Source organism: Pedobacter africanus (assembly GCF_900176535.1).
Classification (GTDB): Bacteria; Bacteroidota; Bacteroidia; order Sphingobacteriales; family Sphingobacteriaceae; genus Pedobacter; species Pedobacter africanus.
Map to the genome: position 1 here is coordinate 569837 of NZ_FWXT01000003.1, position 23375 is coordinate 593211.

The 23375-nt window shown below is 45.2% G+C and carries 15 protein-coding genes; 3 read left to right on the top strand and 12 right to left on the bottom strand.

Annotated features, from left to right (window positions below; translation table 11 throughout):
• The first annotated feature begins 7 nt into the window (after nt 1-7).
• The 3 genes from B9A91_RS19620 (at nt 8) to B9A91_RS19630 (ending at nt 3577) form a co-directional block, all read left to right on the top strand.
• Nucleotides 8-598 carry an RNA polymerase sigma factor gene (locus B9A91_RS19620; RefSeq protein ID WP_084240714.1) on the top strand — a complete coding sequence of 197 codons (591 nt, stop codon included), beginning with the start codon at nt 8-10 and terminating at the stop codon, nt 596-598.
• A gap of 253 nt (nt 599-851) precedes the next feature.
• Complete coding sequence (locus B9A91_RS19625) at nt 852-1709, top strand: HD domain-containing protein (protein ID WP_235012609.1); 858 nt, start codon at nt 852-854, stop codon at nt 1707-1709.
• A gap of 83 nt (nt 1710-1792) precedes the next feature.
• Nucleotides 1793-3577 carry a PQQ-dependent sugar dehydrogenase gene (locus B9A91_RS19630; protein ID WP_084240715.1) on the top strand — a complete coding sequence of 595 codons (1785 nt, stop codon included), beginning with the start codon at nt 1793-1795 and terminating at the stop codon, nt 3575-3577.
• Nucleotides 3578-3588: 11 nt separating this feature from the next.
• On the opposite strand, the gene B9A91_RS19635 is transcribed toward B9A91_RS19630, so the two are convergent.
• From B9A91_RS19635 to B9A91_RS19690, 12 genes are all read right to left on the bottom strand, one after another.
• Nucleotides 3589-4335, bottom strand: a complete 747-nt coding sequence (locus B9A91_RS19635) for a hypothetical protein (RefSeq protein ID WP_084240716.1) — start codon at nt 4333-4335, stop codon at nt 3589-3591.
• An 82-nt stretch (nt 4336-4417) separates the two neighbouring features.
• Entirely contained in the window at nt 4418-5815 is a 1398-nt protein-coding gene (locus B9A91_RS19640; RefSeq protein WP_084240717.1) for a sialate O-acetylesterase, read from the bottom strand.
• 78 nt (nt 5816-5893) lie between these two features.
• Nucleotides 5894-7138, bottom strand: coding sequence for an MFS transporter (locus B9A91_RS19645; RefSeq protein WP_084240718.1), 1245 nt, complete (start codon nt 7136-7138; stop codon nt 5894-5896).
• A gap of 28 nt (nt 7139-7166) precedes the next feature.
• Nucleotides 7167-8186 (bottom strand): tRNA wybutosine-synthesizing protein 4 beta-propeller domain-containing protein, encoded by a 1020-nt coding sequence (locus B9A91_RS19650; RefSeq protein WP_235012610.1) that lies wholly within the window; start codon nt 8184-8186, stop codon nt 7167-7169.
• Nucleotides 8187-8215: 29 nt separating this feature from the next.
• A complete protein-coding gene (locus B9A91_RS19655) occupies nt 8216-9139 on the bottom strand; it encodes a dihydrodipicolinate synthase family protein (RefSeq protein ID WP_084240720.1) in 924 nt (307 codons plus the stop codon).
• Nucleotides 9140-9173: 34 nt separating this feature from the next.
• On the bottom strand, nt 9174-10826 hold the full coding sequence (locus B9A91_RS19660; protein WP_235012611.1) for a sialidase family protein: 1653 nt from the start codon (nt 10824-10826) through the stop codon (nt 9174-9176).
• Between the two features lie 19 nt (nt 10827-10845).
• A complete protein-coding gene (locus B9A91_RS19665; protein ID WP_235012612.1) occupies nt 10846-12753 on the bottom strand; it encodes a sialidase family protein in 1908 nt (635 codons plus the stop codon).
• 44 nt (nt 12754-12797) lie between these two features.
• Nucleotides 12798-14342: a RagB/SusD family nutrient uptake outer membrane protein gene (locus tag B9A91_RS19670; RefSeq protein ID WP_084240723.1), complete on the bottom strand. Its 1545-nt coding sequence runs from the start codon at nt 14340-14342 to the stop codon at nt 12798-12800.
• A 14-nt stretch (nt 14343-14356) separates the two neighbouring features.
• Nucleotides 14357-17122 (bottom strand): SusC/RagA family TonB-linked outer membrane protein, encoded by a 2766-nt coding sequence (locus B9A91_RS19675; protein WP_084240786.1) that lies wholly within the window; start codon nt 17120-17122, stop codon nt 14357-14359.
• Between the two features lie 9 nt (nt 17123-17131).
• Nucleotides 17132-18568 (bottom strand): fasciclin domain-containing protein, encoded by a 1437-nt coding sequence (locus B9A91_RS19680; protein ID WP_235012613.1) that lies wholly within the window; start codon nt 18566-18568, stop codon nt 17132-17134.
• 27 nt (nt 18569-18595) lie between these two features.
• Nucleotides 18596-20128 (bottom strand): RagB/SusD family nutrient uptake outer membrane protein, encoded by a 1533-nt coding sequence (locus B9A91_RS19685; protein ID WP_084240725.1) that lies wholly within the window; start codon nt 20126-20128, stop codon nt 18596-18598.
• Nucleotides 20129-20143: 15 nt separating this feature from the next.
• On the bottom strand, nt 20144-23374 hold the full coding sequence (locus B9A91_RS19690; protein WP_084240726.1) for a SusC/RagA family TonB-linked outer membrane protein: 3231 nt from the start codon (nt 23372-23374) through the stop codon (nt 20144-20146).
• Nucleotide 23375: the final 1 nt, after the last annotated feature.

A 23375-nucleotide genomic window follows, 5' to 3' on the forward strand; every position in this document is an offset into this window, starting at 1 on the left:
CCGGGGCATGGAAGGGCAAATACATAGTGAAACTAAACTTATTATAGGGCTTCGTAATAATGAAGAACCTGTATTTGCTATTGTTTATGATACTTACAAAACCAAACTTTACAGTTTTGCCTGGCGCTTTCTGAAAAACAAGGAACTGAGCCAGGAAATTGTACAGGAAACATTGATCAGTTTGTGGACAAACCGGCAACAGCTTGATATCAACCTGCCTCTAGGTCCTTATCTTTACACCATTGCCAGGCGGCTAACGCTAAATGCCCTCCGAAATGCTGCAACCGCCATCGCCGCACGCGAAAAACTTTGGCTGGACCTTAACGAGGCCCACAACGAAACAGAAGAAGCTGTATTACTGGCCGACCTGCAGGAGTTTACAGACCAGTCTGTAGCCAAATTGCCCAAACAGCAGCAGCTTGTTTTTAAGCTAAGCCGCTATGAAGGGCTTAGTCATGAAGAAATTGCCGAGCGGTTAAACATTTCTAAAAATACCGTGAACAACCACCTGGTTGAGGCCTTAAAGAACCTGCGGCAGCAATTCAAAGAATCTGGTATTTCTTACGGTATTTTACTGGCCTGGCTGCTCTTAAAATAAGTTTGTACAACTGTTTGGTGGTAAACAACAAGGTGTAAAAAACGTGTTTTAAACGTATTAGAAAGGTGTTTTGTAGCTTTATACAGGTAGCAAACACCTATCATTAGTAAGCGAAATGCCCGCAAATAAACTCAATCAAAGCATTAAATTGTCTGTTTTTTTATTGCTAAAATAAACTACATTTATTTTTATTAAAACTAAAAATATTAGTATTATTGCCCTGTGAATATTCAATCTATTTTTAGCCCAACTGATGATGATACAGGTAAATGATATACTTTATGGAAATGTAGAACTGCCAGCTGTTTTTGCCGACCTTTTGAATACAAAAGCACTCAAACGCCTGGGCGGAATTCACCAGAGCGGTGCAATTTTTCTGGTGAACCCCGATCTGGGCCATTCCCGCCTGGAACATTCTATTGGGGTAGCCCTGCTCATCAGGATGCTTGGAGGCTCCGAATTGGAACAGATTGCCGGCCTGCTCCACGACGTGTCTCATACCGCTTTTTCCCATGTTGGCGATTACGTATTCGAAAATAGTGAAGAGAATTATCATGAACAGGTATTTACTACAGTATTGATGGATTCAGAAATACCAGATATTTTGGTAAAACATGGCTACAGTGCAGAGCAGATACTGAATGGGGAATTTAATATACTGGAACGGCCCCTGCCCGATCTTTGTGCCGACCGGCTGGATTATACCCTGCGCGATTCGCTTCACGCGCGTTTGATCAGCTGGAATAACGCACGGCTATTTTTGAAGCACATACGCCTGCAAAACGGGCAGATGTTGGTTACCGATGAAAAGCAGGCCGACTGGATCAATGAAGTATTTAAGCAGCTGAACCAGGAAGTATTTAATGCACCTTTATACGTCTATGCCAATCATCAGCTGGCTTTGATCATCCGGGAATTTTTAAAAACGGGTTTTTTAAAAGAAGCAGACCTTTTTAAAGATGACACCTACCTACTCAATAAAATAAGAAGCTCAAGCGCCGGGTATGATGCTATAAAAGCCATCAAATTACATAAAGGTTATACAGAGTTCCTGAGAAAAGGATCTGCCTTAAAGATAAAGACACGTCGCTTAAAGGCACTCCTGGTTTAGATAATCTCCTGTTTTTTAATTTATTACTTGCGGTCCTGATTATTTAGTAATAGATTAGTGTATAAAACACACACAAACTAACCATGAAAATATTATCTGCTTTAATGCTCTCCGGCATAAGCTATTTGCCATTGCTCTTTTTTAGTAATCCCGGAACTGAAAAAAAATACAATTCACAAAATGATACTCCAGACCAGCGCCGGTTTGTGAAAACAAGCCTGGTGAAGGGACAGTTTACAGAACCGACAGAAATGGCTGTTCTTCCAAATCTGGATATCCTTGTTGCACAGCGCAGAGGCGAGGTTATGCTCTACAAGAACAAGACTAAAGCTTTGAAAGAGGCGCTCAGGCTAGATGTTTACTTTAAAACCGGTGTGCCCAATGTAAATGCCGAAGAAGGGTTACTGGGTATTGCCCCGGATCCTGATTTTGCTACCAACCAATATGTGTTTATATTTTACAGTCCGCTAAAAGCTTCTGTAAACCGCCTCTCCCGTTTTAAGCTGGTCAATGATAAGATCAGCCCGGCATCTGAAAAAGTAGTTCTTGAGTTTTACTCGCAGAGAGACATCTGCTGCCATACCGGGGGTTCGATAGCTTTTGGCCCGGATAAATTGCTGTATGTGTCTACGGGCGACAACTCCACTCCTTTTGATGTACCTAAAAATGAATATGTAAATAAAGGTTATGCCCCTTTAGATAACAGACCGGGCCTGCATCAGTACGATGCCAGAAGATCCTCAGGTAACACCAATGATCTTAGAGGTAAAATATTAAGAATCAGAATGAAACCAGATGGCACTTATAGTATTCCTGATGGTAACTTATTCCCTAAAAATGAGCCGAAGAGTAAGCCCGAAATTTATGTTATGGGCAACAGAAACCCCTACCGGATATCAGTAGACCAGAAAACAGGCTTTTTGTACTGGGGTGAGGTTGGCCCTGATGCAAATGCCGATGATGAATTGAGAGGACCGCGTGGTTATGATGAAATTAACCAGGCCCGTAAAGCAGGGAATTTTGGCTGGCCATTATTTGTTGGCAACAACTATGCTTATAAGGCTTATGACTATACCAACGGGCAAAACGGGCCGGCTTTTAATCCGGTTGAACCCATTAACAATTCGCCAAATAATACAGGTTTAACTACGCTGCCTGCTGCAGAACCCGCCTATATCTGGTATCCTTACGGAGTTTCAAAGGAATTTCCTGATGTAGGTTCTGGTGGCCGTACTGCTATGGCAGGACCAGTTTACCATACAAAACCGGGCATAGCACCCTATCCGGCTTATTATAACGGCAAACTGATCATTTATGAATGGGTACGTGGCTGGGTAAAGGCTGTTACGATGTCCCCGGAAGGAGATTACCTGAGCATGGAGCCTTTTTTGACAAATATTCCTTTAGCGGCACCTATTGATATGGAACTTGGCCCTGATGGTAAATTGTATATCCTCGAATATGGAAAAGGCTGGTTTTCTAAAAATCCAGATGCAGGAATTGCAAGGATTGACTATCTGAAAGCGGGTAAACTTCCGCTGTATGTCTCAAATACCCAAAAACCAGGTGCCGTGTCTGCACCAATCGGACACCAGAAGGCAACGCAGGCAGCTACAGGAAAATCGATAATGCTTAAGTCAGATTGCAGTACCTGTCATAAGGTAAATGAAACATCTATAGGGCCTTCTTTTACCAGGATTGCCGCCAAATACAAATCAAACAAGAATGCTGTGGCTTATCTTACCGGTAAAATCATGAAAGGCAGCACTGGTGTATGGGGCGAAGTTCCTATGCCTGCCCATCCGGCCATGAAGGAAGCTGAGGTAAAACAGATTGCCAGCTGGATTATGACTTTAAAAGCAAAATAACCGGTTCAGGGTTATTTTGCTTTTTTTCCGTTTAGGTTAAATACCGCGCCAAGTGTAAATATGGAATTGCCGGCATTCATGAATTTTCTGCTGTTGATGCCAAAAGTTCCGCTGGTGGTGTATTGCAGCTGAACCAATTCGCTCAGACGCATCCTGGTAAAGAAAACCGGTTCAAAAAATACATTTCCTTCCCGTTGCTGCCCCATTGAGTTGCGCATAAAAGTTTTCATGTTCACATCGCTGATGCGCAGGGCCGTGCCATAGTTTAAAGGGAAATCTTTGCCAAACAAACGCAGGTTGTTGTTTTTCTTTGAGCTGTAGTTTACCTGTAAAAAGGTTTTACTGTAGGTTACTTCCTCTATATCTGTTGCGGTTAAGACATCATTGTCGTCAAAAGTTCTGAATGTCCGGTCGGTCCTGCCGCCACCATAGCCTACATAGATCTCAATGATGCGGTTATTGTCCGGTCCGAAAGTATCAAACCAGCCCCCGCCAACTTCTACCAGCTTATGCCGGTAATCTTTGCTTTCTTTTTCCCTGTTCATATAAGACCCGCTAAACAATACCCCTATATGATCGGAAACGGCATAGGCTCCATTAATGCTGGTGTTGAACCGGGGCGAAATGTGTAGCCCTCCGCTAAACTCTCCCTTCTGGCTCAGCATAGGAGTGTTCGGAACATTGGGCATATACATGGAAGAGCAGGAACTCAGAAAGATAAGGGCAATGAGCGGCAGGAACTTATAGTTTTTGACCATAAAATAGATATACGTTGCTTTGATTACATTAACGACGGATCGGTTAATTTATGCGCAAGTTATTATTTTTTTATGGATAAGTTTACCAGTTATCCGTCCGGAACGGTGCTGCGGGCAATCCTTCTACATTGTATAGGTTACCTTCTGACCTGTCTTTAAAGGCGTACCTTACTGCTGCAGGGGTTTTCACGTCTTTGCTTTGTACCACCACTGTTTTGCCGCTGATGACAGCTGTTGCCGGATAAAAGATCTTATCTGCTCCGGCTATTTCGAATGAGATCAGCGGCTTATCGTATGCGGTTAAACCGATGGCTACCTCATCAAAACTAACAATAGCTTTGGCGCCTTCTACCTTTAAAGATTTATAAACCGGTCCCATATAGGCAACCCCTTTTTTGCCATAGGTTCTGGCCAGCGCCCAGTACAATAATCTTTTGGCAATGATGGTTTTATCTGGTGGGTGTATGGTGGTCTGGCTGCCCGCGTCTACGCTTACCACCATTCCTGAATTCGGGATCAGGCTCATCGCCCTGGCCTGGGATTCATAAATCACCGGTACCTGGTCTTCGCTGCCCTTATAAACATTTGGAGCCAGCTGTACATAATAGAAAGGAAACTCGCCACAGCCCCATATGCTGCGCCATTCTTTTACCATAGCTTCCATTTTTTTATCATAAGTACCGGCATTGAACCTATTGTTTTCGCCCTGGTACCATAGCGCTCCTTTGATGTTAAAACCAACTATCGGATTGATCATCGCATTAAAAAGTACAAAGGGTTCGTTTTTAATGATTTTGGCCGTATCAGCCGGGATTTTAAAATCGGTAACGCCTTCAAAAGCTTTTTTGTCCATCCAGGCTTCTATTACTGTGCCGCCATAGGCCGATTGGATAATACCTACAGGGACTTTAAGACGCTGCTGCAGCATGCGGGCAAACTGGTAACCTACTGCACTGAACTGGCCAACGGTCTCGGAATTGGTATGTTCCCATTTGGCATTCAGTTCTGTTAAAGGAGTTCTCGACATGTTTCTTTCTACCCTGAAAAGCCTTACCCCCGGTTCCTCTGCTTCAGTCAATATATCGTTGCTGTGCAGTATCGGCTGGTTGCTGTGGCCTTTCACCTGCATCTCCATGTTAGATTGGCCCGAACAGAGCCATACTTCGCCAATCAGGATATCGTCTAGCACCAGCTTTTCGCCGTCATTAAACGTGATTTTATAAGGGCCACCAGCTTTGGGTGTCTGTACGGACAATTTCCAGCTGCCGTCTTTAGCAGCACTGGCAGTATATGTTTTTTGGTTCCAGGACGTAATGACGGTGAGCTTTGCACCGCTTTTTGCCTTACCCCATAAGGCAGCGTTGCTTTGCTGCTGCAATACCATTCCATTGGAAATGATGGCGGGCAGCGTAACTTTTGAATAGGAATTAAAGGAAAAGAGCAGCGCTGCTGCCAAAGGTAATAATTTCAAGGCTTTCATTTGTTGAGTTTGGTTTATGGCTTAATAATGTACAAGATAAGAAACTCGTGTACGTAAACAAAATTGTAATTTAAAATGTCAGGTATTGTTCTTTTTTAACTTCACTGCAAATAAAAGCCAGGTGGCCAGGAGCATGACCACAGCAGAAACCTGGTAGACGATAGAAAGATCTACCTGGGCATCTTTTAAGGCACCGCCTACATAAACCATTAGCCCGCCTACAATGGTGCTCAGGAAGTTAAGAAAGCCATATCCGGTGGCAATGTACCTGCTATCTGCCACCTGTCGGAGTATAGGCATCATATTCGCATCATTAAAGCCCCTGGCCAATCCAAAAATAAGCATAGCGATAATAGCGATACTAAAGATGCTGGTGGAGGCCATCAGGAACAGGAACGGTGCACCCAGTGTAAATCCGATAATGAGTATATACAGACGGCCCCTGTTGTTTTTACGTGTCCACCTGTCAGCCAGTATTCCTCCTGCTATTACACCAATGAAAGAGCCGATCTGGATATAGCCTGTAGCGGAGATCCCGGCTTCGCCCAGGTTTAGGTGAAAATGATCTTTAAGGAATGTGGGCAGCCAGCCGTACACCAGCCAGTTTACGATGCCCAGAATAGCAAAATAGATCAGCAGAATATAGAAAGAAGTCTCACTGAACAGTACTTTTAATGCTCCTGTTAAACTGATCTTTTCTGTGTCTTCGCTAGTAACAGGGGCCTCTAAGGCTGTTTCAACTGAGGCTTTGTGGTCTTTCAGGACGTACAAAAGCAGTAATGAATAAACAATCCCTACGGCACCAAAAATGTGAAAGCCAAAACGCCAGCCCCACAGTTCGGCGATGTAGCCGCCCATACCGCCCAGGGCCAGTCCGGCGTAAAGGCCGCTCATGTGCAGCCCGGTTGCCAGCGAGCGCGTGCGGCCTTTATGGTAATCGGTAATTAATGCCAGCGCTGCCGGTATATAGCAGGCTTCACTCACCCCCATTAAAAAGCGTGCAATCAGCATTTCCTGAAATGAGGCTGCAAAGCCGGTCCACAGCGTTACGGCCGACCATACCATTACACTGAACACAATCACTTTTTTGCGACTGTACCGATCGGCAAAGAAGCCGCCAAAAGGACTCAAAATACCATACGACCAGAGAAATACAGAAGTGAGCAGGCCAAATTGCGCATCTGATAAATGGAAGTCGGCCACTATGGGGTCGCGCATAGAAGTAATCAAAATGCGGTCCAGGTAATTTAAAAAGGCTACAACCCACAGCATGGCCACAATGATCCAGGCGTAAAGAGTGCTGCTTTGTACGGAATTTTTCATGTATCTGGTTTTGATCGGATTAAGGTTTCTATTTTTTTAATGATTTGTAAATAAGAACTTTTGGTGTTCTTACCGCAGGCCTGACTTCACCTCCCGGAATTACAACATTCCCATTCCATACGGTCAGGCTTGTGGTAACCGGGGCTGGTGCAGGTATTTTTGTAACTACAGACCAGCCATCTGTAAAGGTATTGTAATTCAATATCTGTGTGGAGAATCCGGGATGTTTTTCTTTCAATACCGCGGCATCGGCAGCAAGTTTGCCATCATCACCGCCAAACACCAGCAGGTTTTGGTTTAGCGCAAAGGCCGGATTTGGTGCTGCACCCACAGAAACCGGCAGATCAGCAATCTTTTTCCATCCTGTTTGGGGGTTATAGCTATAGGCATCTTTAAGGTAGTTCCTGCTGCCATTGATCAGTTCGATGCCGCTAAACAGGTAGCAATCATTTCCAATTGCCCCGGTAACGGCAAACATGCGGCCGCCACCTGGCCATGACTTTAATATTTTCCACTCCCTTTTTTTGGCCTGCAGGTCAAGCGACCAGAAATTCTGGCCGGCATTTCGGGCATCCGGACGCTCAATTCCGCCTGCAATATAGATGACATCCCCCACCAGTACTCCCGAAGTATTGGCTATGGCAGTTGGTAAGGGCGGTAAATCTGTCTTTTCTATACGGCCTTTATTGTATTTTAGCTGGAAAACATCTGCATAATGCCCTTTTTCGTTGCTTCCGCCAATAATGATCAGTGTTCCTTTCCAGCTGATGGATGCTCCGTAGCCTAAGGGCTGGGGTAACTTCCCTGCCAGTTTCCAGGTATCATTCGGTTTTTCAAGTACAAAAATATGATCATGCCAGGCTTTTTTGGAACCCGTCCAGGGTGCTCCGCCATCCGGAAAATTTGCACCGCCTGCTACCAGTAACGTGCCATTTGAAATGCCTGCAAAAGAACCTGCAAAGCCAATTTGATCGGGTATTGGACTGAGCTCCGACCAGCCCGGCTTGGTACCGGATTGGGCAAGCCCTTCAGTTAAAACTGTTGTCATAGCTAAGATTAGAAGTAAATAAATGGGCCTCATATGAGTTGGCAAGCCTGCTTAACGATATTAAAGAAATCGATTTCCAGCAGTGCATTTCTGAAGTCACTTGATTCTTTAGCCGACAGTGGTTCAAGTGGTAGGCGGCATTTGCCTAAATTAAAACCTTCCATTTCCATAATGGCGCGCTGTGCGGGTATCGGCGGATATTTTACCAGCTCCCTTACCATATTTACTGCATGCAGCTGCGTGGCGGCAGCCTCAGCATTGAAACCTTCTTCGTACAGTTTCATTACCTTCAGGTACAAAGGGGCTGCAAAGGTATAAGTACTGCCAATGGCTCCTTTAGCGCCTACAGCCAGTGCTGGTAACAGCATTTCATCGTAGCCAAAAAGAATGTCAAATTTTCCGTTCCGGTAATTTAAACAGGCCTGGTACTCGTGCAAGGTAGCCGCGGTATATTTAATGCCGGCCAGATTGGGGATCACCGCTTCGGCCTCTTTTAAAAAGCTGATCATATCCATGCCTACGCCGGTAAGGGCTGGAATGCTGTAATAGTAGAAGGGTGTATTTGGTGCTGCCGAGGCAATCTGGGCCATACTTTTTACCAGGTTAGCTACTGAGGTTGGCTTGAAATAAAAGGCAGCTACGGATGAGATGGCATCCGCACCGATTTGCTCGGCATGGGCAGCCAGTTTACGGCATTCGGCAATAGAGCTGTGCCCTACGTGCACCAGTACCAGGATTCTTTTATCAGCAGCTTTCACATAAGCTTCAGCAATGGCCATCCGTTCTTCGATAGTCAGATTTGGTCCTTCCCCGTTGGTACCGCAAATAAATACGCCCGATAAGCCATCATTCACCATTTTATCTACAATGGATGGAATGAGCTCTAAATTTATAGTTCCATCTTCACGATAAGCAGCAAATGTTGCTGCTATTAACCCGGTTATCTTATTCATATATCATTGTTTTTAGTAGTTGTTTTGTTTCATTTTAAAGCAGTTCATGCAGTTTGATGCGCTGAAACACCAGGTCGGCCTGACTGCTTTCGTATAATATACCTATCGTATTGTTGTCTATACTCGTTAGGCAGGAATAGCCCCTGCTGTTCTCCTGGTCTAACAGGATTTTTTTTGCTGATGGCCAGGTTTTGCCGTCGTCGAAGCTGATCTTAATGGTCATGTGGTTACGTGCAGTCTTTGAATCAGGATTGGAAAACAGCAGAACCGACCTTTTCTTCCCTTTGTGCTCAAAATCATGACGGATGATGCTGGCCATACAGGTAGGTTCGGGCAAGGCATTGTGCGAGCTGGAATGTAGATCCCAGTCCTTTCCAAGATTCCGGGTTACCGCCACTGCCCTGCCATTTGTACTGCTGGTGTCGGTTCTGTTCTTATTGGAGCGCATATTTAGCATAATGGTGCCATCAGAGAGTTCTACAGCCATATTCTCAGTGGTCGATTCACTGGTAGCTGCATGGCTTACTTGCCAGCTAAGACCAGCATCTTTGCTATAGGTAAGGTTAGAAAAGGCTTTACCTTTTGCATCACGGCCCTGGGTCGGAAATACAATTGTTCCATCTTTAAGTGTAATGCCCTGACCCGGAGCGGGTGCCCATAACCACCAGTCTTCCTGCTTGCACATTTTGGTCAGGTTGACCGGCTTGTCCCAGGTTTTACCATTGTCGGTGCTTTTTACCACCAGGAACTGCGCGGTTTGTTTTACGTCAAAACCTGGTTGCGAACCTTTGGTTTTCCACTGGTGGTTCCATTCCTTACTTCCTTCATTCAAACCTTCAATCCATTTGCCCTGATCGTTGATTACCCCATACATCCAGAGTCCTGCTATAAATATATGGCCGGTCTTTTTGTCGACCAGGATGTTGGCATCAGAAACGCCGTTAAATTTTTCGGGTAAATTGCCCCAGGTACCCATATCCAACACAATTTGCATGGGCAGCCAGGTTTTGCCTTTATCCGTGCTTCTGGATAAACCGATGTCGATATTGCCTTGCAAGTCCCGTCCGCTATCCCTGCGGATATCGTAGATGGCCAATAGTGTGCCATCGTTTGCCGTTGCGAGTCCGGGTATCCTGTAAGTATGCACATTGTCTTGATTGTGCTGCCGCAATGCGATGCCTGTTCTGTGCGCATAATTATCGCCTTTGATTTTTAAAATGCCGCTTTTCAGCTTTATTTCCGGAACGTTGACCATTAAAAACGCCGCAGGATCAGCGCCAGCTGCCAGCGTTACAGCAAGCCAGATATAGTTTTTACCCTTTTGCAAAGGGATGTTGCCTGTTAAGGTGGTCATTTCCTTCAAAGGATGCTTTGACTCCGAGAATGGTGTTTTGCCGGCCAGCTTTTCTGCTTTTTGAAAAGTAGAGTCGGTTCCGGCAGCAAATAACTTCAGTTGAAGTACCTGCCCCGATGGCACGCTTGTTTTCGTAAGGATACTGACCGATTGCAGTACCTCATCCTCAGCTGTAGCATGAATGGTTATGCGGAGTATAGGGTTAAGCTCCTTTCCTTTTAATACAGGTACCTTATATTTTGTTTGGCTGGCACCCGGCATAGCTATGTGCTGTGCGGGAGCAATAAGGGGCAGCAAGCAGATCAAAAGCCAGCTACCGAAAATTCTGGTCATTATATTCATATTAAAAAAATCATTTTTTATAAATCACTATTCCTTCAGCCGGGCTTTCAACTCCCCCTTCAGCAGCTATAACAAGCTTTCCATCGTCTGTTACCACGCCATCCATTAGCCCTATGGGCGCATTGTATCCGAAATATGCTTCTCTGGTAAAAAGTGGCCCCAGATTGCTGTAGGCCTGTCCGTTATTACCGCTTTTGAATACCTGTGCTGCAACAGCGTAAGTCGGACTGTTTTTAACTTCAGCATCTGATTCCCTGTTTGTCGGGTTCACAAACAGAAGCTCTCCATCCCTGCTTTTCAGTACAATTCCAGCAAAAAGATGCCCGTAATCGCCGGTTTTAACATCGGATGCAATGTTTGCGGCTGCAGTCCAGTTTTCTCCCCCGTCGCTGCTGTAGGATACCAGTTTGTTTTTAGGGCTGGTATTGGTATGCCCTACAACCATCATGAGCCTGCCATCGGCCAGTTCTGCTACTGTACCTTGTTTTAATCTGGATCCGCCTACTACTTTGCTTAAGCGCCAGCTGCTTCCCCCATCATCGGAAAGCGCTACCCTGACTACATTGGTGCTGTAAGTTAAAGGCATGACCAGTCTTTTATTGTAATTTACGGATTTCAGCGCAATGCCGTGACCTGCGCCACCCATGATATAGCCTGCAGCAGTATTTTTGAAAACAGTAAGCTCTACAGGAGCGCTCCAGGAATTGCCGTTATCAACCGATTCTATCTGGAAAACGCGCTGGGAACTGGCGTCATAGTTATAGGTATTTGTAGTAAAAGAACCGCCGATACTGCTGTACTGCAAAATGATCTTTCCATTATCGGCCGTAAGCACCTGAGGAAAACAATAGGTTGCGTTGCTGCCCGCACCGGCCAGCACCTGTATCTGGCTGCTCCATGTTGTGCCGCCATCAGAAGACCTTTTCATAATGATATCGGTATTGCCTACAGGCATGGTATTTTGTGCAACCCGTTCTTTTGAAGAAGCAGGGGTTCCCCGGCCCTCGGCAAAGAGCAGTAAGTCTCCGTTGGCGGCTTTTGCCAGCGCAGGTGCCTGGATCTTGTTATAGTTGCCTTCATATTCGTGCATGGCATAATCAAGGGTGTACATTTCCCGGCTTTCGATATACATGTCGTGCACCGCCACAAAATTGCGCCATGGCCTGATCTGAGGTGTGTAGAAATATGCCCTTTCTGCGGCCATTTTAAAGGTAAAAACCAGGGTGCCGTTTACCTTTACGTAAAAAATCCCGTTCGCAATTACCACTTCCATATCGGCAGGTACACCGGGGGTCATTACCTGTGTTACCGTTGGCCAGCCCAATGCAGGGTTAACTGTAATGCCGTTTTTTCCGTACAGATCAAGAAAAAAGCCCGGCTCACCGGTAGAGGTATTGCCGTCCAGTCCAAATGTAAAGGGACCGCCGGTATCCCAGTTCTTGCCCAAAGAAAGACCGGCCGCTGTACTGTTGAAGGTACCGAAGGTAACTTTGGCGTACATGTAAAAACTTTTTCCTGAGCCCACAGGTACAAAATATTTGGAATATACCCAGTTAAATTTGTAGCTGTTGGGGTCGCCTGCAAAATGATCGGCATTGGACAGCGGATAAAAGCTAAAGTGGGGCAGCATATGCAAGCCATCGGAGGCTTTTACCCAGGAAAGCGTATCTCCCTTTGGATAATAATCTGTATAACCTTTAAACAAAACCTTTCCGTAATCAGGAACACCATTTTTTACCAGCCACATTCCGGCCTGCCTGCTCTTGTCAAACGGAAAAGGAAGTGAATCCGGGTTAACTGTATTGGCTTCTTCATAAGGGCCGGGAAAATCAAAATGTTCTTCTTTATAACAGCCTGTGAGTAAAAGGCCGATCCACAGGGTAAAAAAGAAGTATGCTGCAGGTCTGTAAGTTTTCATTTGTATATAATTAACCATTTGTATTGCCTCTGTTTGATTCATGATTATTCCCATAATTTTGGGTTAACGGGGATGTACCAGTTTTTCTCGTCCATCAGCCTTGTCCGGATGGAAGTCCGGTCCTTTAGGGGATATTTTAGTGCAACAGCATCTGCCAGTATATTTTTGCCGTTTAATTTCGACTGCAGCATCAGATCATACCAGCGCCTGCCCTCGAAGGCAAACTCCCTGGCCCTTTCGTCGAAGATCAGTTTGTCCATTACCACCTTGTCTGTATAATTAAAAGTTGCTTTATCCAGTATTACCAATCCACGGGCTGTTCTAACCATATTGATGAAATTGAAGGCGGATGCATAATTGTTTAACTGCAGATCGGCAATGGCTTTTAACAGCCAGGCATCTGCGCTGCGGATTACCGACCAGCTGGCATTGCTTTGGTAACCGGCGCGCATAGAAAGCACATTGTCGAGCCCAATATACTTCCATATCACCGTGTCGCCGTTAACCGTTTTATAACTGGCCTGGGCCCTGATATCGGCATCTGTTAAAGAAACATTATCGGTAAACAGTGCGTTCACCACAGAAGAAACCGGTTTCAGGTAATATTTGCCCCCATCTTTTCTAACCGAAGAAGTGAATTCCTGAAGTCTGTTGGTTTCAAAGCTGTTTTCATATTGGTAACCCATCAGAAACATAGAATGTCCGCTTGCATACCCAGCAGAAAACTGGTTAAACCAGGTTCCTGCCGTTCCAAGGCTTTGGTTGGAGTTTTTAATGGGCAGGTCGCAAAGTGAAGATGCGGTCTGGTATTCGCCCAGCCAGATGGCGATTTCGGCAGCGAGCGTAGCGGCCAGGGGCTGGGAAACCCTTCCGTACCTTTCTTTTGCACTCAGGCTCTGATCATTCCATCTGTAGTTTACCGGGAGCATCCCCAAAGCGGCCAATACATCATTATAGATCAGCTTCCATACTTCCTGCTGATTTTTGGGCATCCTGTAAATGGCGCTGATCTGCTCGGGTGTCAGGCTCAATGTCGGTTTGGTTGCCGTCTGTCCATCGGCGTCGACATAGGTTATGGTTTCTGCATAATCGGATGTGATGATCGGAAACTTGTCGTAAGTACGCACCAGTTCATAGTAACAGATGGCACGGAGCAGTAAAGCCTCTCCGTAGAAGGCGCCCGCATCGCGGTTGTCAATTTTTGAATCCAGCTTCTGCACATCATATACCTTTTCCATCTGTCTGTTGCAGCGGGCAATGGTGCGGTAAAGCCCCGCATAATTGGTGTATGGATTGTTGGAAGTAACATTGTTGACCACAAATTCATTGATATAGGGATCAGGCTCTGCCTGGCCGGTAGTTACCATATCAGCCCTGGCATCACCCCATAACAGAAATTTGTGGGTTTCCTGCGCCAGCGCTTCATACATCCCAATTGCCGATGCATTCAGATCTTCCCTGTTTTTATAGAAGTTTTCTTCCTTAATGGTATCTGTTGGTGCAAGGTCAAAGAAATCTTTGCAGGAAATGATACACAAACTCATCAATGTGAGCATGGAAGTTATCGTTATTGATTTTCTTACTTTCATTGTCTTCAATTTGGCTAAAATGATACTTTAAGACCCAGTATATATGATTTTGACAAGGGCGATGCACCAAAATCGATGCCCCTCAGCATAGGATCACTGCCGCTGACTACTTCAGGATCAAAGCCCGTATATTTTGTAAATGTGGCCAGGTTTTCAGCGCTGAGGTATACATTGAGCGCCCGGAAAAAACGCATCCCTGCGGGTAAGGGAACGTCGTAGCTAACTGTAATATTTTTCAGGCGGAGGTAGCTGCCTTTTTCTACCCACAAATCAGATGCAGCACCATTCATAGAAGGATCGTCGAAAGCAGTGCGACTTAACCCCTTTCCTGGGTTTGAGGCCGAGATCCACCTGTTTTCAACCTCAGGAGATTGGTTGGAATAGTCTTTCATGACATGCATCTGCTGGTTAAAGCTATTGTAGATGTCGTTACCAACAGCATAGGTGAATAGCGTATGGAAAGAAACCCTTTTGTAACCAAGTGCAGTACCGAAATTCCCGAATGCTTTTGGGAGCGCCGAGCCGATAATTTGTCTGTCCTGTTCGTTGATTCTGGAATCTTTGTTAACATCGTCAATGATGTAATCGCCTGCCTTAAAATTGGTTCCGTCTGCTTTTTGAAGGTTTACATCAGCCGAATTTGCAAAAACGCCCAATACCTTGTAACCATAAAAGGATCCCAGTGCCTCATTTTCTTTGGCTACCGTATAAATGCCGCCTATAGAACGGATGATATTGCCGTTATCGAGTTCTTTAACCCTGTTTTTTAAGGTAGATATGTTGCCATAAACTAACCATGAGAGTTCTTTTTTACTGATCAGTTTAGCGTCTATGCTAAGTTCCATACCTTGTGAGGCTATTTTACCGCTGTTTTCAAATTGCTGGTCAAGCCCCAGTTCTATAGACACTGCCCGTCGGGTAATGAGATCTGAGGTGGCTTTATAGTAATAACCTGCGTCGAGCGTTACCCTCTTGTTAAACAGGTTGATGGTCAGCCCACCATCGTAAGTGTCGGTTACTTCCGGTTTAATTGATTTATTGGCCACATTTCCCAGGTAAGCACCACCGTATCCAAAGTAATTGGCTGCATAATAAAGATTATAGTGGTAGTAACCCCTCAGGTCATTGTTCCCCGTACGGCCCCAGCCTGCACGAAAGGCAAACTGGTTTGATTGGGTCCTTTCAAACAGGTCGACCACAGCTTTAACGCCCGGATAGATGCCCCATCGCCCTTTATTTCCAAAATTACTGGAACCCTCAACATTCAGGTTAGCCGATAGCTTCATCCGTTTAAAGAGGTCAACATCGCCCCTTACATAAAATGTAAGCAGTTTAGACTTATACTTTAAATTGGAAGCAGAATCTACCGTTCCCTGCGCCAGGGTTTCATAATCATCAGAGCCGGCATTAATCTTACGTACAAATATAGATTTCTCTTCATAAGCCTCTACAGAAAGCCCGGCTTTAGCGGAATAGTGGTTGTTTGCACCTAGTTTCCCTGTTCTGTGCAGCCAGCTGCTCCACAAGAGCATAGATTCACTGGAGTTCCTTTTTAAGTTTTGCCTGATCCTGTTTAAATCCTGTACTATACCCAATTTAGGGCGGTATTGTTTCTCTGTTAAGCTCATGTAATTGAATACAAATGAAGAGTGAAGGAAGGTTTGCGGGCCCATTAGCCAATGGATACTGATGTTTCCATCTACGCGGTTGTCTTCATTGTTATTGTACATGTTGTCCACAAGGGCTAGCGGATTGCTCTTTCCCAGGGTATCTACGTCTGCCAGCTGCTTTGTGATGGCCCCTGAGGTAGAAAATAGATAGGGGTTTAAGAAAGGTGCTTTTGTTGCGGCAATAAACGTGGGATGGATGCTGTAATCGGCACCCTGCTCTGCGTAGTCAGATGAGGCATGGGTATAGGCCAGATTATTGGAGATCTCAATTTTCGGCGAAAGTTTATAATCCAGGTTAAACCTCAGGTTTACCTGGTTTTGGTCAGAGCCTTTAAGGGTACCTTTTTTATCTATATAGCCTACACTGAACATATAATGGGCATCGCCGTCGCCCCCCTTTAATTTCAAGTGGTAGTCGCTCAACATGCCGTTCCTGGTAATAAGACGGATCCAATCGGTATTGCTGTTGTACATAGATTTGGCCGGATCAAAAACAGGGTTCTGGTTTACTTCTGCATCGGTATGGTCATTTTCCAGTAAATAATTGCGCAAGTAATTTTTAAACTGCTCTGCCCCCATTCTGTTTACATCATAAGTCCCGGTCAGTAATCCGAACTTTGCAGAAAAGTCAATTTTAGTTCCACCCAGTTCGCCACGGTCGGTGTCGATATATATGGCGCCATTTGTTCCCCTTCCGCCATTTTCGGATAAGTCGACCCCCTCTTTTGCTACCTTAACGCTGCTGATGTCGTTGGGATTGATAAAGCTAAAACGTGAAGGTTGGTAAATGGACAGAAATGATGGCAAGGCCCGCGAATACCTTACCGGGATGCCATCCACATAGATATAGGGAGCAGCATTCAGGTTGATGGAGCCCAATCCACGGATCATGATTTGGGATGCGGCACCAATGGTACCCGACTGGCTCAACTGAACAGCCGGTTTATCAACCAGGAGTTCGGTAAAGGTAGTTGCTCCTGCCCTTGTGTTTACTTTTTGTGCCAGTGAGTCTGCTATGCCCTTGTTTTCCTGTCCAAATGCGCTCATGCACATCATGCTCAAAGCAAAAAGCAATGTCTTATTCATCTTGTTTTCCAATGTATTTTTCATCAGCATGTATTAGGATACGGGGATCAGTTCAATAATGTCCATCAATACGTCACAGCAGTAATTCCCGGCTTTTCCTGCGGCAAAGGCTGTAAGTGCAAAGGTTATTTTTACATCAGAGCGGTTTTCGACATTGATGATGCCGCAGTTGTTATAGATGTAGTAGTTGTACTCGGCCCAGGTGCCATCTGTTTTTGCGAGATCGATGTCGTTTTTAACGATGACATCATTGTAGATGGTCAGAAATTTGCCGCGCGTCCCGCTGCGGTGAACGATGCGGATATTGTATTTCCCTACAGGGACATCCGGCACGGTAAAATAGAAGTAATCGCCCACCTGCTGGGCATCAAAAGCAACAATTTTCAGTTCCTTGTTTTGGTGGTAGCTTTGCGTTCCGGTATTCAGCACGATTTGCGCAGGGGCAACTGTGAATACATTCTGTGCACCATAGGGGCTTCCCGGTGGATAAAGATTAAGGCGTATGGTTGCAGGAAGAGCTGTCTCTATGGCAACAACCATGTCCATTGAATGATAAACACCATTTGAACAGATGCGGTCGATACCAAATTCAATCGACTGATCAAACCTATATTTTTCATTCATGAAATACTGTCCGCGATCATTCACATTAAAACTCAGGGCCTCTTTCTTGTGCACTGGATAAATCCGCTGTTTGGTGAGCTGGTTCAGGAAATAACCGGAATCCGGAATGATGTGATAAGCCGCCCATTCCGTTAAGTTCTTAATGGAGCTTTTATTGAAATTGTTTCGCTGTAAAACTTCATCTCGTTCTATGATCAGGGTAACGGTACTGTCCTTCAAATAGCGGGTCAATCCTGTTTCCTCAAAAATCCCCAGCATAATGCTGTATTTTCCGGTTTTTTGAAGTGTTGTTAAAATCGTTTCTACAGGTGGTGAAAGTACTTCATTGAGGATGTTTACATAGCCATTGCTCATTTCAATATTTGATTCTGTAATGGTGGCAAAATTGTTCAGCTTTATGGCTGCATAGGAATCGCGGATATCTGCAATCAGAAATTTGCCGTTCAAAGCAGTTGGAGCCGATAAGGGCCCCTGCTCCAGGGCATTGGTATTGATCTTCTTATCCAGCAGGTGGTAACCGAAATAGCTGATCCAGAATTCCGGACTTTTATCTTTTACAGCGCCTACTTTTTCTCCATTGGCAGACAAGCGGGCAAACAAGTTATGGAAAGCTTCATTTGTAGGTGCAAAAACGGTATAGGCACCGGCCGTCTTCAGGAGGTCACGCTTTTTTACGTAGTCTATCATTTCACGATAGGTACTCAGGTCGGGCCGGTTGTCTACATAATCCATGATCTGAAGTTCATCATTAGCATCGTACCTGGCACCCGAGAAATCTCTTTTGCAGCCATGAAGCACAAACAGCAGCAAGGCAGCGGTAAGCATGTAATTTATATACTTTTTCATTTTCATTGATTTAGTTTGGCAATCCTGTTATTTATTTCTGTAAAATTCTTTTTGTACCAGCAACGGGTTGTTTTCGACCTCGCCTCGGTAGTAAGGCAGAAACCAGCTTTCGGGATTGAGCAGTCTGGCCCTGACAACCTGGTAGGCCAATTTCATGGAATGATTGGTAGCGGCCTTCTCTATCAGCACATTTTCATACCCGGCCCTTCTGGAAACCCTTACTGCGGCAAACCATTCCTTGCCTTCAAAACCAAGCTCAAACTCTCTTTCCAGCAGCAGCCTTGTAAAAAATTCAGTTCCCTCACCTCCCTCTCCGGGCGTAAGTTCCGGTATGTCACAGTGTTTACGTATGATATTGATGTTCTTCTCCGCTTCGTCATACTGTCCCAGCATGGCATAGGCTTCCGCTTTCATCAGCAGAATTTCCCGGTAACGGTAAAATATATAATTGGATGTCCGGTCGTTTTGCCTTCTGTAGGCCAGCTGATAAGGTGCCTGTCCCAAAAATTTATAAACCTCTGTTGCTGCAGCATAACCGTTGGCGGCGGTGGTCATGGTAAAAGCGCTCAGCGGTTTCAGGCGAATGGTATCTGAGGTTGCATGTTCGGGAACTGTGCTGGGATACAGGAATTCACCCGAATTTACCGTTATGTTTTTTGAATTGGCCAGGTATATTTCCTTGCCCGCATCGTGGAACGAAAACCAGTTGTATAGCGGCGAGGCCGGACCTTGCAAACCATACTGGAATTCAAAGATTGATTCGGCAGAATTACCTGGATAAAAGATAGTGTACCAGTCCAATGGCCGTACCAATGAATTCGCATAGCTTGCGTCAATGGCTTTGCACAGGTCAATACAGGCCGCGTATTGATTTCTCCAGAGTTTAACATCTGCAAAAATGGCCCTTACAGCGTTCCTGGTGATACGACCGTGCTTTTCTTTAGCATCCGTGAATGTTTCTGGTGCATTTTTTAAAGCATAATCCAGGTCTTCCTCTATAAAATCGAGCACCTCTGTTTCGGGCGAAACCGCGGTGTTTACGGTTTGGGCATCCGATTCGTAGGGCACTTTAATAATAGGTATCTCTTTGAAAGTACGTACCAGGTAAAAATAAAACAAAGCACGTAAGGCATAAGCTTCTCCCATCATTGCGGAGAGTTCTTCCGGTCTGAATGTAGGATCATTTTTGAGTCCGTCTGGTGCATTTTTAATAAAAGCATTGGCCCAGCCAATTGCTTTATATACCTGTGCCCAGGACGTAAGGCTGTTTGTGGTATACAGGTCGTGTGAAAGAAATTGTGCGTGGTTACTGGTAAATTCAGTACCAATACCGGGGGCGTACAGACTTGAACGGCTATCGCCCCAAACCTGGAAGGAACTGATGCAGCTGCTTGTGGCTGTGTATAATCCTATCAGTGAGGAATAGACCTGGTCCCTGTTTTTCCAGAAATTATCTTTGACCAGGTTATCTGGTGTGGCCACGTCTAAAAATTTGGTACAGCCGGCAGTAAAAAAGATCAATCCGAGCAGCCCGTATTTTATGTGATTCCATGTTTTCATTGTCTTCATGTTTTATTAAAGTGATAGCCTGATACCCAGTGTATATTGTTTGGCTGGTGCTGTGGTATTGTTGTCGATACCGAACATATTTACACTGCCTGTTATGGGCACTTCCGGATCAATACCGAGATACCTGGTCCAGGTATACAGGTTATAGGCAGTCAAAAATGCACTCATGCTCCTGATGCCTATTTTCAACCTTCCCACTGTTTTTTTATCAAAGTCATAGGAAAGGGAAACAGTTTTCAAACGCAGATAAGACGCATCTTCTACCCACCTGGTAGAGGCTGCATAATTCCACTCTGCCAGACGGTCGGCTTTTGGTATGTTGCTGATGTCGCCCTGTTTTCGCCAGCGGTCTGTTACAGAACGGGCCTGGTTTTTAGAATCGGCCATCTTTTCGAGCGATTTACGGGTCAGGTTGATGACATCATTGCCATACTGGTATTGGAAGTTTACCTGCAGCGACCAGTTTTGCAGGTTAAAGGAATTGTTCCAGCCCCCGTAAAAGCTGGGGTTTGCATCCCCAATCTGTACCCTGTCCAGCTCATTGATGATCCCATCGCCGTTTATATCGTCATACCTCATCTCGCCCCCGCTAAACTGGTGACCGGTATTTGAACCATAGCGCATATACTTAGGCCTGATCCCATCGGCCTCGTAAATAGTGTTCCCGTCCTTATCTTTCAGAATAGCGTCCTGATCAGTCGGGTAAACGCCCAGGGCCCGGTAGCCATAAAAACCACCAATCACATCTCCGGCCTGAAGTTTAGAGGTAAAGCCATCCCTGGTTTGTGTAAAAGCTGCATTGTCCAGCTTTTCAGGTAAACTCAATAATTTATTCTGATTTTGTGCGATGTTGAAGAAGGTTCTCCAGCGAAGCTTCTTTTTATCTCCTTTCAGGAGGAGTGCTGAAATGCCAAATTCAAAACCACTGTTGCGTACCGAACCAAAATTGACATATTGTGTAGCGTATCCCAATGTAGAGGATAATGTTTCCTGTAACAGCAGATCGGTGGTGGTTCTGGTGTAATAATCAATCTGTCCCGAGATGCTGTTGTCGAAGATGCTCCAATCGATCCCCATATTGTATTCCGTGGTACTCTCCTGCCTGATGTTATCGTAAGCGAATTTTGAAGGATAAGTATAAGTTTGTCCCATATAGCCTGTTCCTGTTGAATAAGCGACATCATAAAGGTTAAGTACATTGGGCAGGTTACCGGTAATCCCAAATGCAAAACGGGGCTTGATATTGGTGATCCATTTTGCATCCGAAAGAAATTTCTCTTTGGATAGTTCCCACCCGATACCAATTGCCGGGTAAATGGTATAAAGGTTGTCGCGGCCATACCGCGAATCCCCCTCCATTTTTCCCGTAGCGGTTAAAAAGTACCGGTCTTTAAAAACATAATGGCCCTGGACAAACATGCCTATGTTCCGGCGCTCCCCAAATGATCCATCTGCTGCAGAAACAACAGCAGAAGCGTCGGAGGCACGCAATTGAGGGGAAGCACCATTGCTGTAGCTTACCGATGTGGAGTTGTCGCTGTCCGTGGTCAGGTTCATTACTCCGGTAACCGTTAATCTGTGGTTGGCTTTGCTAATGGCCGACCAGGTAAGGCGGTTGTTGTTGTTGATCATCAGCTGATGACCTTCTGTCTGCCTTCCTGCGTTAAATAAAGATTCACCCGCAATTGAAGCCGTGGCATAACCGGGAATGAAATATTCATCAGCAGATTCACGGAAGTCGACCCCGATCTGCGATCTGAATTCCAGGTTTTTAAGGATTCTGTATTCGAGGACAGTGGAAGCCATAAAGCGGTTTGATTTGGTCAGATAAGTAGAATAGTCGATGATGGCCAGCGGATTATATCTCGAGGTAATCGAAACCGGATCATTACGGTCTACAAAATAATCGAGCCCGTTTTGGGAGTAAACGGGATAATAAGCACCCATTTCCCTTGCATAGCGCATGGGTGAAATATCGCTTGTTGAACTGGATGACTCATCTATAGGATGGGTCTGCCCTCTTTTATCAGTGAGTGAATTGATGAAGGAAAGATCCGCAGATACCCTTAATTTATCGGAAACCTTATAATTCAGGTTAAAGCGGTTGTTGAAACGGTCGTACCCGGTGCCCTTTGTGGTACCGTACTGATTGGTATAGCCTACACCCCAGTAATAGGTTACACGTTCTCCGCCACCGCTTAAAGAGGTGTTGTATTGCTGGTAATAACCTTTCCGTGTAATCACATCTATCCAGTCGGTATTGTTGTTGTATTTCCAGGCATCTGCCCTGGTCAAGTCTCCGCGCAGTTCCTTTAAAAAGCTGCCATCATCTGTTCCATTTCCGTAACTTTCTATAGAAAATATACGGTGGTCATCGCCTGACATCATGGGGATGGTTTTTGGAACTTCGGTATAGGTGAATTTAGAAGTAAAACTGAATTCTGGTTTGCCCTGCTTTCCACGTTTGGTTTTGATCACAATTACCCCGTTTGCCCCTTTTGATCCGTATAGGGCGGTTGCAGAGGCGTCTTTTAAGATATCAATAGACTCAATATCGGAGGGGTCTATGTCTCCAATCGGACTAAAGCCGAAATCGGTGATGCTCTGCACCTTGTAGTCGTTGCCAATCACTTCGGTGCCATCTACTACCCATAGGGGATCATTTATGCCCGATATACTGGAGATTCCGCGGATGCGGATGGTGGCAGCAGCCCCCGGATCACCGCTGGCGGCCACCACTTGTAAGCCCGGGGCTGCACCCTGTATCAATTGTTCAACTGAAGTAACGGGCAGATTTCTCAAATCTTCCAGATTGACTGATGCCACGGCACTGCTGAGCTCTTTTTTATCGATAGACAAGAAGCCCATATCTGCTTTTGGATGCTTCTGGGCTACAATCTTTAGCTCATCCATCGTATTGTAGCCATTCTGCAGGATAACTTCAAAGCTCTTTCTGCTGCCAATTGTAAACTCCTGCTTTTTGTAGCCTACGTAGGAGAAGATGATCTTTTCTGCGTTATCCGTCTTCTTTAACCGGAACCTGCCGCTATTGTCGGTGGTAACACCGGTTAAAACCAGGTTATTGCGGTTAACCAGCATTACGGTCACACCCGGGAAGGTTACACTTTTAGATTCATCATATACCACTCCGGTTATGACATCTGCCTGTGCAAAAGTATCGGTGCTTAAATAGAGTAAGCCTATAAGCATGCAAATCTTTTGTAGTATTTTATTCATT

Excerpts from the sequence above, each read along its gene's own strand:
- B9A91_RS19645 (WP_084240718.1), bottom strand. The coding sequence starts at position 7,138 with ATGAAAAATTCCGTACAAAGCAGCACTCTTTACGCCTGGATCATTGTG.
- B9A91_RS19640 (WP_084240717.1), bottom strand. The coding sequence starts at position 5,815 with ATGAAAGCCTTGAAATTATTACCTTTGGCAGCAGCGCTGCTCTTTTCC.
- B9A91_RS19655 (WP_084240720.1), bottom strand. The coding sequence starts at position 9,139 with ATGAATAAGATAACCGGGTTAATAGCAGCAACATTTGCTGCTTATCGT.
- B9A91_RS19665 (WP_235012612.1), bottom strand. The coding sequence starts at position 12,753 with ATGAAAACTTACAGACCTGCAGCATACTTCTTTTTTACCCTGTGGATC.
- B9A91_RS19680 (WP_235012613.1), bottom strand. The coding sequence starts at position 18,568 with ATGAAAAAGTATATAAATTACATGCTTACCGCTGCCTTGCTGCTGTTT.
- B9A91_RS19675 (WP_084240786.1), bottom strand. The coding sequence starts at position 17,122 with ATGAAAAATACATTGGAAAACAAGATGAATAAGACATTGCTTTTTGCT.
- B9A91_RS19635 (WP_084240716.1), bottom strand. The coding sequence starts at position 4,335 with ATGGTCAAAAACTATAAGTTCCTGCCGCTCATTGCCCTTATCTTTCTG.
- B9A91_RS19625 (WP_235012609.1), top strand. The coding sequence starts at position 852 with ATGATGATACAGGTAAATGATATACTTTATGGAAATGTAGAACTGCCA.
- B9A91_RS19650 (WP_235012610.1), bottom strand. The coding sequence starts at position 8,186 with ATGACAACAGTTTTAACTGAAGGGCTTGCCCAATCCGGTACCAAGCCG.
- B9A91_RS19690 (WP_084240726.1), bottom strand. The coding sequence starts at position 23,374 with ATGAATAAAATACTACAAAAGATTTGCATGCTTATAGGCTTACTCTAT.
- B9A91_RS19630 (WP_084240715.1), top strand. The coding sequence starts at position 1,793 with ATGAAAATATTATCTGCTTTAATGCTCTCCGGCATAAGCTATTTGCCA.
- B9A91_RS19620 (WP_084240714.1), top strand. The coding sequence starts at position 8 with ATGGAAGGGCAAATACATAGTGAAACTAAACTTATTATAGGGCTTCGT.
- B9A91_RS19670 (WP_084240723.1), bottom strand. The coding sequence starts at position 14,342 with ATGAAAGTAAGAAAATCAATAACGATAACTTCCATGCTCACATTGATG.
- B9A91_RS19685 (WP_084240725.1), bottom strand. The coding sequence starts at position 20,128 with ATGAAAACATGGAATCACATAAAATACGGGCTGCTCGGATTGATCTTT.
- B9A91_RS19660 (WP_235012611.1), bottom strand. The coding sequence starts at position 10,826 with ATGACCAGAATTTTCGGTAGCTGGCTTTTGATCTGCTTGCTGCCCCTT.